Raw genomic sequence first — 18,964 nt, forward strand, 5'->3', positions numbered from 1 at the left:
TTTTTTGTGATTTTAATATAACAAAAAAGAGGGAGTAAGTATCCTATAACGAGAACCTTAACAATTGGTAAAGAATCTAGTCCGAAACTATGGCTCTATAATATTTGTAGTGGGTAAATCCCCTATAGATATTATGGAGCCTATTTTGTTGTAGAAAAAAAGTCCCATAAGATCTATAATGAAAAGTGACCAAACAACTCATTAGAAAGATTCATATGGAACAATTACATTTTATCACAAAACTACTAGACATTAAAGACCCTAATATCCAAATTATGGATGTTGTTAATATGGATACCCACAAAGAAATCATTGCTAAACTAGATTGTGAGGCCCCACCTTGTCCTGATTGCGGAAGCCAAATGAAGAAATATGACTTTCAAAAACCGTCTAAGATCCCTTACCTCGAAACAACTGGTATGCCTACTAGAATTCTCCTTAAAAAACGCCGTTTTAAGTGCTATCAGTGCTCAAAAATGATGGTTGCTGAGACTCCTCTAGTAAAGAAAAATCATCAAATCCCTCGTATCATCAACCTAAAAATTGCTCAGAAGCTGATTGAAAAAACTTCTATGACCGATATTGCTCATCAGCTTGGCATTTCAACTTCAACTGTCATTCGCAAGCTCAATGACTTCCGTTTTAAGTATGATTTTTCTCATCTTCCAGAGATTATATCTTGGGATGAGTACTCCTTTACAAAGGGAAAGATGAGTTTCATTGCACAAGATTTTGAAAAGCTCAATATCATCACTGTTCTTGAGGGCAGAACACAAGCTATCATCCGGAATCACTTCCTTCGCTACGATAGAGCCGTTCGTTGTCAGGTGAAAATCATTACTATGGATATGTTTAGTCCTTATTATGACTTGGCTAAACAGCTTTTTCCGTGTGCTAAAATCGTTCTAGATCGTTTCCATATTATCCAACATCTTAGCCGTGCTATGAGTCGTGTGCGTGTCCAAATCATGAATCAGTTTCATCGAAAATCCCATGAATATAAGGCTATCAAACGCTACTGGAAACTCATCCAACAAGATAGTCAGAAACTCAGCTATAGACGTTTTTATCGCCCTACTTTTCGCATGCACTTGACGAATAAAGAAATTCTAGACAAGCTTTTGAGCTATTCAGAAGACTTGAAACACCACTACCATCTCTATCAACTTTTGCTTTTTCACTTTCAGAACAAGGAGTCTGAGAAATTCTTTGGACTCATTGAGAACAATCTGAAGCTAGTTCATCCTCTTTTTCAGACTGTTTTTAAAACCTTTCTAAAGGACAAAGAGAAAATTGTCAACGCCCTTCAACTACCCTATTCCAACGCCAAATTGGAAGCGACTAATAATCTCATCAAACTTATCAAACGAAAGGCCTTTGGATTTCGGAACTTTGAAAACTTCAAAAAACGGATTTTTATCGCTCTGAACATCAAAAAAGGAAGGATAAATTTTGTCCTTTCTCAATCTTAGCTGACTTCAACCCACTACAGTTGACAAACATACTAAGATTAGTAGTGAAGAAATCTCCGACGGGAGAGAGTACTCACTACTTTTTCTTTATGTTAAAGTAGTGGTGTCTTGTAAAGTCGTAGGGCTCTATGGCGCTAGACGTCGCTTGACAAACTGGCAAGACACCTTGTTTTAGGTGGAGTTTGATCAAAGTATGTGGGACGCTAAACGTCGCGTATTGAAAATAAAATCACTAAAACATGGAATTATTCAAGACAAAAGAGGTAATGTCATGCGTGCAGTATTTGGAATTGATGTAAGTAAAACAAGTTCTGAGGTGGCAATTTTAGTCAACGGTGAGAAGGTTCACGGCTACACCATACTCAATGATGCCATTGGATTCAATCGCCTGTTAGGGGACTTGAAAACTGTTCATAACCCTGAGATTATATTTGAGGCCACAGGCGTCTATTCTCGACGTCTTCAGGCCTTTCTTGAGGAATGTGGTTACGCTTATACACGGCTAAATCCACTGGAAGCTAAGAAGCAATTGGACAGTCTGCGAGTTCGTAAAACAGATAAAATTGACGCTGAAAAGTTGGCTAAATCTCAGCTTGTGCACAATCGTAAACCAACTTACGTGCAGGAAGAAGTTTATCAACACCTACGTGATTTAAGCCGTTTCTATCAAAATATGACTGAAGATCTTGTTAGAACTAAAAACCGTCTACACAAGGTTCTACAAGTCACCTTTCCTGAATTGGAAAATCTCTTATCCACACCAACTGGAGAGCAATATTGGAACTTAGTGATGGCTTTTCCATGTAAAGAGTTCGTATTAAGCCTATCTCAAAGTGACTTGTATGAGATTATCCGTCAATCTACCTCCAAACGCATCTCTGAAAAGCGTATTGCTTACCTGACTGATAAACTTATAAAACTCGCTAAACAATCTTTTTGTGCGGTCAAGAAAACCTCTCCAATGCTTGAAGAGGTTCGTTACTATGCTCAAGAATTGCTTCGCCTTTCTGAACGCAGACAAGTTGTCTTAAACGACATGGTAGCTCTAGCTCAGCCTTTACCAGAGTATGACATCTTACGGTCAATTCCTGGCATCGCAGAAACCACAGCGACATCTCTCATTGGCGAATTGGGAGATATTCGTCGATTTCACTCTGCCAATCAAATCAACGCTTTTATTGGCATTGATCTGAGACACTATGAATCTGGGAACTTTCTCGCTAAGGAACACATCACTAAGCGAGGTAATCCCTATGCCAGAAAAATTTTGTTCAAGTGCATTCACAACATCGCTTCAGCTAGTCATACCAATCCCTGCCATATCGCTGACTTTTATGAGAAACGAAAAAGACAATCGACAATAGCTTCAACTAAGCCACATACGATTGCCTCTATACATCGTCTCATTCGAACAATGTATTATCTCATTATGCATAACAAACTTTACGATTATTCTTTGACCCAAAATCGATAAGGCTGTCTATGCTGTATTATTGTAACACCTTGTTTTAAAAAATACCAGATGAGGTGTTTTTTAGCATGCCCTTTTATAGATCAAAAAGTGTTAAAAATAAGACAGTAACCTCAGAATAGCTACTGTCTTATCTCTTTTTTTAATTAAAGCATTGATTGACTTGACAAATGGTAGAAAAGAGCCTCAAAAACCACACAGTGTTGCTTTCAGCTTGATGATCCTCAATACTGAAATCACTGTGTGGTTTTATTGTGACATTAATGTTTATCCGGGATCATTGAATAACTCTTTTTCGAATTCTTATACTCAATAAAAATCAAAGAGCAAACTAGGAAACCAGCCGCAGGTTGCTCAAAACACTGTTTTGAGGTTGTAGATAAGACTGACAAAGTCAGAAATACATATCTACGGTAAGGCGACATTGACGCGGTTTGAAAAGATTTTCGAAGAGTATTAATCCTTTTTCCCTTTTTTGACAAACACGGCAGAGAGAACTAGTCCAAGACCACCTAATAAGGCTAAAGTAGCTGATTCTTCTCCACCTGTTGCTGGAAGTTGATCTTTAACTTTAGAAATTGATGTTTGTGGTTGTTCTTGTTTTTGTGCTTGATCTGTTTTCACTGATGCATTTGCAAATTCATCGGACTTTTCAACAGTAGTTTCAACATCACTATTGCCACTGCTCATCTTATCTCCATCGACTTTATCAACAGAATCTTTCAAGTTTTCCTCTGTTGGAGTGGCTTGATGACTTGCTGTTCCTTCATATTCTGATACTTCATGGACAGCTGCTTCAGTGCCATTTACGCCACCCTTGAAGTCTGGGACTTCTACTACTGGTGCTGGAAGCCTGTCTGCTTTTTCAATAGCTTCAGTATACTCGGGAACTTCATGGGTAGCTGCCTCAACTGCATTAACACCACCTTTAAATTCTAGTGCTTCTACTACTGGTGCTGCTTCATCACCTGCTGTGCCAATAGCTTCAGTGTACTCTGCAACTTCATGAACAGCTGCTTCGACACCATTTACGCCATCAGTAAATTCTGGAACTTCTACTACTGGTGCTGGTTCATCCCCCTTACTTGTAGTTAAAGCTGGTTTCTCTGGTTCTTCCGGAAGCTCTTGGTGGAAGGTTGTCATTTCGTAGAACTCTGGTTTGCCACCTTCCCAAACGAGTTTGACATCCAACAATGGCGCTTTTTCTCTCACTGCAAATGTTTGGAAGCTTGAGGTAATTGCCCCTAGATCTGTCCAAGTATCTTTTTTATCTTCTTTAAGAGTACGAGCAAGCACACGCGCAGTCACTCCTTGAGGAATACTTGAGACAAGTCGAATATGGTTAGCGTCTGTTGGTTCTGACAAGTGGTAAACAAGCTCACCTTGTTCTTTCTCAGCCTTGTAGCTTGTCAAGACTTTACCATCTACGAGGTTCGTGTAAAGGTTGCCTTGGCTTTCACCGCTGTTTCCTTGAACAGTTGGGTCATTGATTGGTTTTACGAATTCGCCATCATTGATCACCAACTCAGTGAAGCCTACAAAACGAGCATCATAGTCTGCTGTAAATAGAACACGGAGATAGTTGGCTTTAACTGGACTTGCAAGTTCACCCTCGATGTAGCGGTTTCCTGGCATCTTAGAATCATGTGTCCAGCCATCTGTCAAGGAATCATCACGTGTTTCATTAGCAAGGCCGTCACCAACTGTCACAACATCTGTCCAAGTCTTGCCATCTTGACTGACTTGAATCTTACCATCACGGAGATAGTTTTGAGTGCCGTCTTGGATGTAAGCTCTAATCTTCTTAATATCACGTTCGCTACCAAGTTTCAAGGTGATATGACCGTCTTTACGAGCATAGTCTGAAAACTCTACAAAGTTATTGTAAACACCATCAAACAATTGATCCAAGTTCTTGATCTTACGAACGTCATTTCGACCGTATGTTGGGTGGATTCCCATTGATGTAGAATCAAGTGTTGTTGGTTGAACTTCTTTTGTCTGAACGAGTAGTGATGTCGCTGTCACTGCTTGTTCTTGATCAGTCTTATTAACCAGACGAACATAACGTACCAAGGACTTATCTGTCACTTGATTAGCTGGATACCATTCTTGGGCATTTGGAGAGTATTCCAAATTGAGGGATGGATTTTCTGTACCAACTGCTTGAATGCTTTCAGCTTGGTGCAGACGATCAAGTTTCATACCCAAGTAGCTATGAGCTGGAAGCTTAGTTCCGCTTGGAATTTGAAGGTCATAACGGCCTAGGCTGTCATAAACTGGAGTTGACTTCAAGCTTTCAACGTTTGTATCAGTCAATTCGCTATTGCCTGCACGTGTTTCAACTGAGAAGTCAGCGATACGCCACCATAGGTTGATGTTCTTAGTATTGCGAACACGGACGTAGCGAGCTGAAATCGGAGTTTCGATTTCTTTTGTTTGTTCACCAGTCAAGCGATCCAACTCTTGCCATGAGCTACCATCTGCAGAATATTCAAGAACACCTTCCGCCAATTTATCTCCTGATCCTTGAATCAGACGAACCTTGGTCACAGGTTTGACTTCACCCAAGTCAAGTTGTACCCAACCATTGACTGGAGTTGTGTCTGTTCTATCAGCATTTGCAAGCATGGCTTCAGTATTATCATGTCCGTCTGTAATTTGACCAACTGTTGTGTTGTACTTGTACATAAGATTTGGACTGATCGTCACAGTAGCTGCCTGTTTAGCACGAGTAACTTCAACAGGGCGGTTAACAGCAATTTCTCTTACTGCAAACCAAGTATTATCACGATCTGAAGTTGCAATCATGCGAACTGCTTTTGCATTGATATTGAGATTTTCAAATTTAAGCAGAGGCTCATTACCAGTGTAGCTTGGTTCTGAAAGGGTTACCCACTCATCATTTTCATTGAGATACTCAACCTTAGCATTGTTAAAGGTATCACGAGGATTTGCTTGAGTTCCCATTGCAAATGTCAAGTTTTGAACTGGAACAGCTTTGTTAAATTTCAAGCCAATGTAGTCACCAGTTTGGATACTGTTTGGTGATTTGATAAGGGCATGTGTTCCTAGATCTCCGTCAGTCACTTCAGCAAGTCCACCTTCCACACCTGTACGGTTAGTGATAAAGGTGCTAATGACTTGGTCAGGGTGCAAGGCTTTTTGAACTTCTGTTGCAAGGATTTCACGGAGTCCAAGCAAGAATGGACGGATATGTTGAACACCCAACTCAGCTCTCTCATCATGGTCTACATAATGGAAGGTATGAGTTTGTGATTGTTCGTAAAGTTTCAAGCCCTTGTAATAGCTATCCCAAAGTTTTGCAGAGTCATTCGTAGCAATAGCTTCTGTACCATCAAGAAGTGCACTCAAGGCGTCCATTTGGTCAATGGTATTATCCAACCAGTAGTGGATTTGAGCACGCATCTTTTCATCACCAGATGCTTTATAAAGTTGTGCTGCAGCTTTTAGTTTAGCAAATTCTGCACGCAATTCTTGACGTTCTGCACTGACATCTTGACCAGCTTTCAACTTAGACATGAAGGCTGCTAATTTAGGTGCAAGTTCCACAGACTCTTCCAATTTCACAACACGACCATCCATATTTTGGTTGATCATGTGTTTACCAAGCTCACGGAAGGCGACAGATGTTTCACTGTCTGTAAACTTACCGTTTTCAACAAAGTTAAAGGCGATATCGTTGACTTTCTTAGCTTCTTCTTCTGACTTCCATTGTTTCCATGCATACTGAGCTGCAGAGAAGAGGGCAATCTTAGAAGGTTCAGATTGTTGCATTGGGTTCAACATGATACCTGAAAGGAGACTTGGATCTACATTCGGATGAAGGAACTTCTCACCACCACCTAAGATCAAGTGTTGTTTAGAGTTATCTGTAACAGGCCAATTGACCCATAGAGACACTGGACGATAAGTCTTGCCACCTGCAGTCAGATTGTTCTTAAGATTTGAAAGGAAGTTTTCTGATACTTCACCCCAAATCTTACCACCAGTAAGGGTCATAGAAGTTGAAGTTGGAAGATTTTCATTTAGAGATTTCAATTCATCTTCACGACCATTACCCCAATACTGACCAGGAACGAAGATCATTTCCTTACGAAGGCCAACATAAGTTGCTTGTTTTTCAGTCAACCAATCTGTCATGTCCTTCATCAAGCGGTTGTAGCTATTGTAGCCACCGACTGGACTTGGAGCATCATCGGCCAAAATACCGAACTCACGAACACCGACATCCATCAATTGAGTGAATTTAGCCTTAATGGTTTCAAGGTCTTTTTGGTAATCAGCATCGTTGCCAAAACGGATACGGTTGTTCATGAATGGGTGGATGGTCCAAACATAACGAGTCTTGTTTTGGTTTCCGACACGCGCCAATTCACGAATTTCAGCTAATTTTTCTTCTGGATAAAGTTCACGCCATTTCTTGTTGTGGTATGGATCGTCTTTTGGTGCAAAGAAGTATTGCGTCAACTTCAAGTCACCACCATAGCGCATCAATTCAGCACGATCAGCATTGCTCCAAGGGTTACCATAGTATCCTTCGATAAAGCCACGGTTCTTAATTTCAGCAAAGTCTTCAACTGTTACATTACGCAAGACTGGAGCTTCACTTTCATTAAGCATGTGTTTGAGAGTTGTCAAACCGTAGAAGACAGCATCTGTATCCTTACCGACGATAGAGATTGTATTGTTCTTAATTGACAAAGCGTAAGCATCAATCTTATCAAAGAGTCCTTGAGAAATGCCAGACACTTCTTTTTCAGCCTGTGAATTTTGACCATGAACACCAAGGTAGATGTTGGTAGCACCTGCCACTGCTGTTTGACTGCTTGTGTAAGAGATTTGATGATCTTGTAGGACACTCTTCAAGCGGTTACGAGTATAGATATCTAATTGATCTCCCATGACAAGATTGACTTGTTTATGGAGTTTCGTAACACCTTCATCATAAGTTACTTTTTGTGGTGTTGGGAAGACCTTGTACTCTTTCTTGAGATAATCTTGACTTTGGGCTGCTGCGGCAACTGCCTCGTCGCTTGTAGGTTTCGTAGCTACAAAGCTATCAGCAAGTTCAGTTGTCCCATCGCCCATTTCCTCAACTTTAGGTTTTTCTGGAGTTACAGGCTTCTCTGGAGTTACAGGTTTTTCTGGACTAACTGGTTCTTCTGCTTTGTTAGTAGAAACTGGTTTCAGAAGTTGAATTTCTGCAGCACTACCAAATCCTGCAGCACCTGCTAAAACTTTAAATTCTACCTTATCGGTTTCAATGGCATCAAAGTTAACTGTTTTCTCTTTGGCATTGTTTTCCCAAGTTCCTGAAGCAACTTTAACCATTTGACCATCTTTTTGAGCATAGATTTCATAAGATGTCACAACACCGTTGCCTCCACCTGGACGTGGAAGATAGGTCAAACCATTGACTGTTTCACTTGCTTTCAAGTTCATTGCAACTGTAAATGGTGCTTGATGTCCAGTCCATTTTGAATGCCAGAAGGTATTTGGATCATTGTCAAAGGCTTTTTCTACTGGACCTTCAGCATTGGTACCTGGTAACTCTTGACTAGTTGCAGAAACTGTAAAATGATCATTTGGAATCAAACGTGGATTTACGAATGGTTCATTTGACAACTCGGCACTATGTAAGATGCCTTTGAAGCCTCCGATTGTTTCAAGTGGAAGCACCAAACTATTGTAGGCCAAGCGAGGATGAGCTGGATTTGCAATCCGTTCAACCTTTTCACCGTCCACATAAACTTCTGTTACTTGTGGTTTAGTTACAACAGAAATTTGATAACGTTTGTTCTTTTCAAGTTTCTTGTTGAATTGGATATGGAATTGTTCAAAAGTATAGGCAAGATAACCATCCTTATCTGCAAGGTAAAGTTGGTTATTTCCACTTGTTGAGAAGGTTTGTTGGCCATCACCAGTTACAGTCACATCCAATTTCAAGACATGACTTGGTCCAACATCACCAACCAGGCCTTCGATAGTGCTATCTTTTTCGAAGTTCAAACCTGCTTCAGTCTTCTGTACTTTCTTAGCAAGATAATCTTTGACAGTCTCAGGATTGATCTTGAACAAGTCTTCTTCAGCTACGGTCTTATCTGGATTAGATTGAGGTGCATAAATACTTGCTGGTTGAATACGGTCTGCATAGGTCTTGGCTGCACGGTCTGAACCCCAAGTACGCTCTGCAGTTGATTGCATACTCTTGAAGAAGCGTTTAAAGATATCGTAAGAAGTGAGTCCAGTTTCATGGAGGTCAATGTTATCATTCCAAACTGCATGACCACCACCAAGGATATTTGGATTAGAAGCTTCTAGACGTGGTCCGCCACCTGTTGAGAAGTCATTTGGTGTCCAACGGTTGTATTGAATTTCATAATTAGCATAATCTCCATAAGCACCTTGACTATTGCTACCACTTGGAACACTATAGGTTGGAATATCTGTGATATTGATAATCTTAGCACCTTGAGCAATTGCGGCAGCTGGACGTTGCCATCCAATGCTCCAAATATCGACTTCTACATCTTTCCAATCAACAGGTGTGGTACCTTGTTTGGCAGAGAGTGAACCCCAAATACGTGGTGTTAAACCTTTTCCTTTGATGTACTGGATCATATCGTTGACATAGCGACGATAGCTTTCTGGATTTCCATAATACTCATCTGTACCGATATGAACAGTAGAGACGCCATGAAGTGGTGCGTCTTCACCATCGAGCAATTTATCATAGACTGATTTAACAAAAGCAAGAGTTTCTTCGTACTTGTTATCCAAGTCTAGCATAGCCACGCGCTCTACATTATGTTTTCTCGCACTAAGCTGACCTTTATACATCAAGTCTGGACGAACTTTAACGAATGAAAGAGCGTGACCTGGTGTGTCAATTTCAGGAACAAGGTTGATATGCAAAGCTTTTGCCAACTTGATGATTTCTTGCATTTCTTCCTTAGTGTAATGCTCGTCAGATGTTAATTTTTCACCATTTTCACCGACAACATCAGTCTCTACACGGAAACCTGTCTTGGCATTTTTAAGAACATAATCCAGTTCCTCTTGAGGAGTAAGATTTTTCCCTGCTAAATGATCTTTTAAGAAGATATAGTTATCATTCAAGTGCAACTGCAAGTCGTTCATCTTGTAGTAGGCCATATTGAGCATAATATCTACAAGCGTATCATAAGGGATAAACTTACGACCTGTGTCTAGCATAAATCCACGATGGCTAAAGCTTGGGAAGTCACGAATTTCTCCGTTTTGCAAATCATTTTCGCCCATTTGTAGAAGAGTACGAGTTGCGTAAAAGGCTCCTGCATTGGTTGCAGCTTCTACAGTGATAACACCATCTTTTACAGTGATACCATAGCCTTCCTTGCCATAACCCTTGTCTTCAACCTTCTTAAATTCAATCCGTTTTTGAGCTGTTTGATCACCTGTAGCGATTTCTAACCCACGACTTTCAAGGTCAGTCTGATAGAATTTAGCTTCTTGACCAAATCCAGAATCTCCGACTGAAATAACGGTATCAGCTGTAATAGAAGTTTTACCTTCAGTTCCATACCATTGTTGAACTGCTGGTGCAACTGCCGGTTTAGTGCCAACTCCTTCGTCTGCATGCAAACCTTTAATGAGGACTTCAAATTCTTTTGTGAAGGTATGAGTATCCTTGACTTGTTGGACCATGACCTTAACAGTTTGATCTGTTAAGGGTTTATAGATTTTGTTATTAAGATCAACAACACCCTGTTTGTTGCTACCAATCAAGCTTACTTGACCTGGTAATTTAGGTAATACAAGTGATTTCCCGTCTTCAGCAACAGCTAATTCTGTCACTTGGCGAATATCTGTTGGTTTGCTAGCGTCTGGAATGTTTGAGTAAGCACGAATTTCTTGAATTCCAACATTTTTCCAGTTCATTGTACCTGCTTGATAATCTGTAATTTCAAGTTTAAGGTATTTGGCTTGGATAGCTTCTTTCAAGTCAATTTTTTCATCAAGAATAGGATTTCCTGTTCTTTGATAGGCCAACTTCCATTCTTTAGCTCCTGAACCATTCACATCATCTTGACCAGCATAGTAGAGATTCCATGACTTGATATTTGGATCATTTTGTTCACCACGAACGCGGCGGTCCCAATCAATCTCAACATGCTTAATCACTGTTGTCTTTTCAAGTGTAAATTCGATTGTTGGTTTCTCAACGTTTTGGTCAGTAGCCCAGCGAGTGTCAGGTTTTCCGTCAATTGCCTTTTCTGCTGTGTATTGTGTGTTGGCTTCATGGTTTGATGCTGTCGCAGTAGCTTTTTCTAAATGATTGACATCTGGAGTTTCGACCAAATCTTTGGCCACTGGCTTTTCAGCAGGTTTAGCTGCTGGAGCTACTTCTTCTTTGGGAGTTTCTGCTGGTTTTGGAGTTGCTTCTTCCTTAGGAGCAGGAGTTTCTGTTGGTTTTGGAGTAGTTCCTTCAGTTGCAGTTGCTTCAGTTTCTGACGCTGCAGGTTGACCATCTACAGTTCCAGCACTTGCTTCTGCTTTTTCAATAGCTGCTGCTATATCTGCTGGCAGCTTATCCAGAGGTTGAGCCTGTGTTACTGTTCCTTCTGTTTCTGCAGTTCCTTCTGTTTCAGCTGCTTGAACCATACCAGCTCCAAAGATACTGGCACCAATCATAACAGAAGCTGCGCCGATTGTAAATTTACGTATACTGTAATGACACCGTCTCTCAAAAAAATGTTTTCCCATTTTTTCCTATTTCCTTTCACACGCTCATAAGAGTAAGCGTTCTCATTCTCCTTTAGAAAAAGAGAGGACCTAGAGGGGCCTCTCTGGGTTTCCTTTTTCTCCACTACAATGAATGTGGAGTCTAAGCTCTCTTTTAATGAAAACTTTTTTTAAATTTTAATCTTCTTTTCTTTTTGCAAGAAATAGAGCAGACATTGCTAGACTGAGGCTGGCAAGGAAGAAGAGATGCTCTGACTTGCTAGTACCAGTTTCTGGAAGTTTATCCTTCACTTCTTCTTTAGCTACTTTTTCCTTCATTTCTGGTTTAGAAGTATCAACTGACTTCTGATCAAGTTTTTGTTCTGCTGCATTCTGTGGTTTATGATCAAGTTTCTCTGTTAATGGAGTCTGTACTTGACCTCCAGGTTCATCAGTTAATGGAGTTTGTGGTTTATGACCAGGCTCTCCTACTGATGGTGTTTGTGGTTTAGTAACTTGTTTATAAACTACTGCAAAATGTCCTAGCTGACTAGTTGTAAACTCAACTGTACCTTGACCATTTGTAAAGCTTACTGCCTCACCTGATGCAGTGTAGTATACTCCAGCTACTTCACCAGATACTGGTAAGCGAACAAGTACTACACCTTTCGGTTGAACTTCATGCTTATCTTTATCAACTAGATGAAGAGCGTAAGCATCAAATTTCACACCTTTTAGATTTTGGTCTGTTACTTTTTGAACTTTAAGGTTGAGTTCTGCAACCAAATCTCTCGCAAGCCCTGCAACTACAACTCCTGTAGTCTTATCTGATAAGATACGAACGTCTTCTGTTGGCTTGTCTACTGTAGGTGCGGCTTGGTCACCTGCTGTTCCGATTGCACCTGTATACTCTGGTACTTCATGGACAGCGGCTTCAGCTGCATTTACACCTCCAGTAAATTCTGGAACTTCGTGGATTGCCACTTCATTTCCTGCTGTTCCCTCAATTTCATTGTACTCTGGAACTTCATGAACAGTGGCTTCGTCACCATTTACACCACCTGTGAATTCTGGAAGGTCAACAACTGGCGCTGCTTCGTCACCCTTGCTTGATGTTGGAGTTGCTGGTTTAGGATCTGGAGTTGGGGTAGGTGTTTGATCTTTCAATTGATCAAGATAATCTGCAAAGTATGCAAGCATTCTATTTGTCAAGAGATGATTATCTGTTGCAAATTTCATGCTAGCAACGACACTTGCTACTTCCTCTTGATTGCTCTTATCAGTTAATTTTTGAGCTTTAGCTAAGGCCGCTTCATAGGCTGTAGTATCAAGACCAGTTTCAGCAACTTGAGGACGAGCAAAGATCAATTCTGCAGCTGATTGATATCTATCTCCACCATCTCCGTAAGTTCTTGTTCCTGTTAGGACAATCTTCTTAGCTTTGATCGTCTTACCAAAGTCGATATCTTTTGGCTTATTGTTGTCAGCCCAATTGGTTGCATTGAAGGTATGTTCCTTACCTGTTTCATCCGTTACTACAAGAGTTACATCTCGCAAGTTACCATTTGAACCTGAACCACGCGGAACATAACGGAAGCTAGTAATTTCAGTTGGTTCTTTCAAGACCATTGTAGCCGGTTTACCAACATCTCCTCCACTCCATGATGTATGCCATAGGCTAGACAAGTTCCCATCAAAGGCATTTGCAAGACCTTCTCCATCCTGAGCAGGAGCTGTAAGACTTGTAAAGTCATCTGCTACAAGCGCTGTTTTCTTCATCACTAAAGCGTTTTTAAGATCATTAACCTTAGTGATTTCTGCTTTAGCCTCTTCTACACTGATGTCATCATCTGCTTGGCTGAGGTTGAAGACTGCTTCTTTCAAAGCATCCATTGTTTCTTTGGTGTAGTTGGTCATAGCAACAGTTGGAAGATAGTTCTTAACAGCATTTTCTGTCATCATCTTACCAGTCAAGACAATTTCTTCGATTTGAAGTCTATCCATGATGAAGTCATTGTAACCCCGGAAGTTGGCATTACCACCAGAATCTCCACGAGTATTACTTGCATTGCCTGTAGAGTAGATACCAACCCAAGTATCGCCAGTTTCAGCACCTGTCACAAGGAAGGTTGCACGTTTCGCTTTTTTAGAATCTGTCCATGAGTTTGGTAATTCATGCATTTCGAGATCGCTTGCTTGGCTACCACGACGGCCAGATTGGAATTCTCCCTTACCGACTACAAAAGCGTAAGTATTATCTGATCCAGCTTCGTAGTCAAATGTAATACGGTAGGTCTTGCCTGCTTCAAAGCGGAAGTTTTGTGGAATTGTTTGGTAAACCAAATTACGACGACTTACAAGACCATTTGTCTTGAGTGACCAATTTCCATCGATAACGTCATCAATTTTCTTGCCGTTCCAATCACGTTGTGTGTATGGTTCATGTTTTTCAGACAAGTGAGTACGGTTGTCTTCAACACCTTCGATACCACCGATGACAAATGGGAAGATACCTTGGCCGACATTTTCAAAATCTTGTTTGAAGACACCTGTTGCAGTATCGTGACCATCACCATACATAGCAGAGTCATTTTCGAAGGTACGAATTTCATCGAAGTAAGTTGCTTCATCTCCTGCTTCACGACTCAAGGTCAAAGTTACATTTGATACATCTGAACCTGTTGTGAAGAAGGCATACATGTTTTGGAAGTAACTTGTATCATTAACAGTTGCATTGTCACGACGAGTATTGTGAGCGTATGCTTTTACATAGTTGAGGGCGAGTGACTTGTTGGTGTAGTTGGTTACTTCTTTTTCACCAGTATTAACAGTAATACTTGCTTTAGCATTACTACGGTTGTCTACACCGACATAGACTGCGTATTTAGTATTTGGCTTCAAGCCAGTCAATTTTTGAGTGAGACTAACTTTTTCTTTATTGCCTTGGATGCGGAGCATTTGGTTTGCACCTTGAGACTTCACGATTTCAGCCTTAGAAGCATCTCCCGAAATCTTCCAATGATCCAAAGATTCACTGTTAAATCCTTGGTCATAGATATGCATACCTTCACTCCATGACATTTCAGGATTGGTTTGTTTAGAACGATAGAGCACATATGGCTGATTTGCAGTGAGATCAAGGGTAATCTTACCATCTTTCACGGCAACTTCTTTTTCCTCAGTTTTACCTTGGTCAGTTAGTTTATAAAGGTAAACCTTACCATTTGCCCAGTCGCTAGGAAGTGTCCAAGTTGTTGCACCTGCTTCAGTATTGAAGTAGTACATTTTTTCCTTGTCACTTTCAAGCTTATTACCATTTGCATCCCAGTTCCAAGGTGTCAAGTAGGCTGAACCATCTTGGATAACACGACCATTGAGCGTAACTGTACGTTCACGATATTGTGGACTGTTGACATCGTTTGATTTACGAGTTACCACAACCTTGTTATTTGCAGCATCGACCAATTCAACTTTCATTTCTGGAGTCCATTTGTAGCTACTACCATTGTCAGTCATGGTTACTGGTTTGCCATCTTCCCATTTGTTGACTGTAAAGTGTTGGAAGTACTTAGTCATAACATCATGAGCAAACAAGTTTGTTACATAACCGTTATAATCACTACGTCCTTGCCATCCTTCAAAGTCCTTCATGCTATAACCGCCTAGAAGTGGGTAGTCAGCTGCACCACCATAACTTCTGTAGTCACCAACCCAAGAATCTTTTTGGTGGTTACGGATAAAGCGAGTGATGGCACTGTTAATACCTTTATTTGTATAGCCACCGTATGTCAAGTCAGCTGCCCAGTGTTGGAAGGTAGAATCATATTCGCCACCGTGTCCCCACTCAATAGCAAAGCGCCAGCCTTGTTTGTTAATTTCTTTAGCAAGAACGTGAGTTGCCCAGGCACCATTGTCACCTGATTGACCGTTACCCCATACGTCGACATAGATGAAGTCTAGACCTTCACCCAACTCTTTCTTCAATTCTTCCCAACGAGCTAGACGCCCATGAGCAAGGTCATAACCAGCATCAATGTTGATACCTTGGTCAAGCCAGTTCCAACCGTAGCTATAGCTACCATCTGCATTTTTACGAAGAATATCTTCATTAAAGTATTTAGACTCTGGATAGGTTTCTGAAGCGTTGACGTGGATACCAAGGTGGGCACCATATTTCTTAGCTTTCTCAATTAGAGTCTTAAAGTCTTCAACACCACCGATACGTTTACCGATGTCCGCATAGTTCAAGTGACCAGAATCATGTCCTTCACTTCCGTATCCCTTAAGGAGTACACCTTGACCAAGACCATCGGTGTTGAGGTTGATCTTTTTGATACCATCCAAGGTCATAAGGAATGGGTTTTGCGCTTGAGAACCAAAGTTCATAGCAATACGGTAAGCTGTAATGTCTTTAACTTTTTCCCATCCTTGAGGGTTGTTCATGATACTACGGTAAGCAATGGCACCATCTTGCCAGTCAACCTTATGGTCAGCATTGGCATCTTCAGTGATGACAACTTTTGCACTTGGAAGTTCTTGAGTGTATGCTGGGAAGACAACTCCATTGTGGGCTTTTTCCCATTGCCATTCAGAGCTATGAATTTCCACATAGTTGGCATTGCCAATCGTATTCTTGTAAGCTGTCAAACGTGTCCAATCGTAAGCACCACCACCATAGCTATTTTGTGAGTTACTCCATACACCTGCTGCAAGCTTGTCTGTTGAAACAAATCCATACATGTAGCCTTTTGCCAAATCTTTCATTGGATTGGTTACTTCAATATGGTCATCACCACTGACGTGAGTATTGTTTGACATGGTTGCCCCATCAAACTTAGCTCCTGCTTGATCGCTCGATACAGATACCAAGGCATTTCCTAGGAAGCTGATGGAAGAAAGTAGTTTACGTTCGTCATCAATCTTTTGTCCTGGTGTTACTTGGTTATGGTTGACAATCTTAGTCACATCAAAATGAAGTTGGTTGTCCACCACTTGCAAACGAACAGTCATATCTGCATTGATGAGATTTTTCTCATCACGGAGTTTCATGTCATACTCTGCAGTCGTTGCATTGACTTTCTTATAGGTCACTTCAGGAGTCACAGCGTGCTTGTTAATCACAACTTGATTAATCGGTTGCACTTGACCTGGAAGCTTGTTGCCGTTTAAGACGTACTCTTTAATACGTGGGAAGGCTTGATCGATGACTGCTTTTAAGACTGTAGATTCGATAATGTCGTACTTGACATTGCTATCATCCACTGTATTTCCCTTTTCTTTTTCAGCAGTTTCTTGATCTGTTTTAACCCCTTCTTGGTTGTCAGTTTTAACATTGACAATTGTTCGTTCGCTACCATTATAAGTTCCAGCTTTAAGAACGATTTTCTTCTCATCTTTTAGTTTGTCATTTACTGCAGATGGCAAGGTCACTGTATCAAAGAGTTTGACATCATTGTTAGTTGCATTCAATTGTCCATCTGATTTGAGACTGATGGTCAAGTGGTTAGTTGAACCATTAACAGGAGCTGCAACACGATTACCTTGGTACCAAAGTCCACTTCCATTTGACTTGTATTCCCAGAACCATCCGCCTTGATCATATCCTACAAAAACGTTGTTATCAGTGTCTTTGAATTTCATGAAGACACCAAAGCGAGATTTTCCTGTTTCAGATTCTTCTTTAAAGGTCAAATCAACTGTGGCATTTCCATTAGCATCGACTGTCAAACCATCTTTTGCAAATAAGGCTGGTTTCTTACCATTGTCATTTTGAGCAGTTGAAGCTAGTTGGTTGTAACGAACTCCATTTTCTTCACGAATCGTTACTGTTCCCTGTTGGTCTTTATTTTCAACCGTTTTCCATTCTGGAGTGACTTCTTTTGATTCAGTCGGTTTATTGCCTGCTGGTTTGTTTTCTGCTGGTTTGTTTTCTGCCGGCTTATTGTCTGCTGGTTTGTTTTCTGCCGGCTTATTGTCTGCTGGTTTGTTTTCTGCCGGCTTATTGTCTGCTGGTTTTTCTTCTTGAGGTTTATCCTCTTTTGGTTTTTCTTCCTTGTCCTCAACTTGTTTATCGAGAGCATCTAGACCAGCTGGTTTCGTTGTTTCAATACCCTTGATGTAGTTTTGAATCCACTCTAGCTGAGCAGGTGAGAAGAGAATACCTCCACTACGTTTACCAGAGACACCATTTTGGTGAATACCAATCAATTTCCCATTTTCATCGAAAATTCCGCCACCACTGGCACCTGGTTCACTTCCTTGATAGCTAATTCCACGAACGCCTTCTCCGTGATTATTAATGTCCTCAACGGTTGTATTTAGAATTGGATCGAGCTCTCCTTTTGGATATCCAAATACATGGACCTTATCTCCTACCTTAATTGTTGAAGGCTTGTCAATCACCTCAACAGGTGCATTGGCAAGAGGTGTACGAAGTTTAACGATTGCCAGGTCATTTTTATATCCTTTGAGGAATCCTTCACGATCCCAGTGTTTCACATCATTCTTACTGAATTTGACATCTGGTGCCCCTTTGTAAGAAACTGTATAGACATCTCCATCACTCTCAACATTATCAGCTACCTTACGATTATTACCATCTGGAACATCTTTGATAAAGTTATGAGAAACTGACAAAACGAGATTTTCCCCGATAACGATACCACTACCAAGCCCTGCTGAACTTTTAATTTCGACAGTCGCACCGTAGTTTAATACCCCATTTTTTGTTTTAGCAACATCTTCCGGGACTAGACTTTTATCTTCTTTTTCTAGTTCTTCTTTTGAGGCAGTGCGGCCATTTTCTTCAGCCTTATTAAGTTTTCCACGTAGTTCTTCAGGAAGAGTATCTGAAACTGCTGAGCTTGTTGCAGTTTCTTTTTCTTTTGCCAGCAATTCTTCTTCAGTCTTTGGTCCTTCAGTTACTTCAGGAGAACCTTGGTCTTCACCAGGTTTTGGTGCTTCAAAGTCGCGCCCACCGTCCTCTTTAGCATTGGCAAGAGCTGCTGCCAAATCTGCTGGCATATTCGCTGTTGAACCTGTTTGTGCAGAATCTGCGAGAACAGTGCTAGTTCCAAAGAAAGCTGCACCAATCATAACAGAAGCAACCCCTAGTGAAAATTTCCGAATACTATATTTGCAACGTTTTTCAAATAATCCTTTATTCATTAAGTCCTAAATCCTTTCACTATATACGTAAGCGTTTACATCTGCTATTTAAAAAAATACTCCTTTCTGTCTAAAAAGTGCAACACTTACATCATTAAATAAAAAATAATTACACTTTTAATATAAC

Annotated in this window: 4 protein-coding genes; 2 read left to right on the forward strand and 2 right to left on the reverse strand. The window is 40.7% G+C overall.

Translation table 11 applies throughout. The features are described 5' to 3' along the window. Window positions 1–215 precede the first annotated feature (215 nt). Together SMI_RS07780 and SMI_RS07785 are read left to right on the forward strand one after the other, a co-directional pair. A complete protein-coding gene (locus SMI_RS07780; protein WP_000436570.1) occupies window positions 216–1,472 on the forward strand; it encodes an ISL3 family transposase in 1,257 nt (418 codons plus the stop codon). A gap of 271 nt (window positions 1,473–1,743) precedes the next feature. Beyond that, window positions 1,744–2,946, forward strand: a complete 1,203-nt coding sequence (locus tag SMI_RS07785; RefSeq protein ID WP_012972561.1) for an IS110 family transposase — start codon at window positions 1,744–1,746, stop codon at window positions 2,944–2,946. A gap of 453 nt (window positions 2,947–3,399) precedes the next feature. Here the strand turns inward: SMI_RS07785 and SMI_RS07790 are convergent, their stop codons facing one another. Beyond that, a complete protein-coding gene (locus SMI_RS07790; RefSeq protein WP_000515824.1) occupies window positions 3,400–11,712 on the reverse strand; it encodes an SIALI-17 repeat-containing surface protein in 8,313 nt (2,770 codons plus the stop codon). Between the two features lie 156 nt (window positions 11,713–11,868). Next, the gene (locus SMI_RS07795; protein ID WP_001032521.1) at window positions 11,869–18,837 is read right to left on the reverse strand and encodes a SpGH101 family endo-alpha-N-acetylgalactosaminidase; all 6,969 of its coding nucleotides are present in this window, start codon (window positions 18,835–18,837) and stop codon (window positions 11,869–11,871) included. Window positions 18,838–18,964: the final 127 nt, after the last annotated feature.

The sequence above is a fragment of the Streptococcus mitis B6 genome, assembly GCF_000027165.1.
Lineage (GTDB): Bacteria > Bacillota > Bacilli > Lactobacillales > Streptococcaceae > Streptococcus > Streptococcus mitis_AR.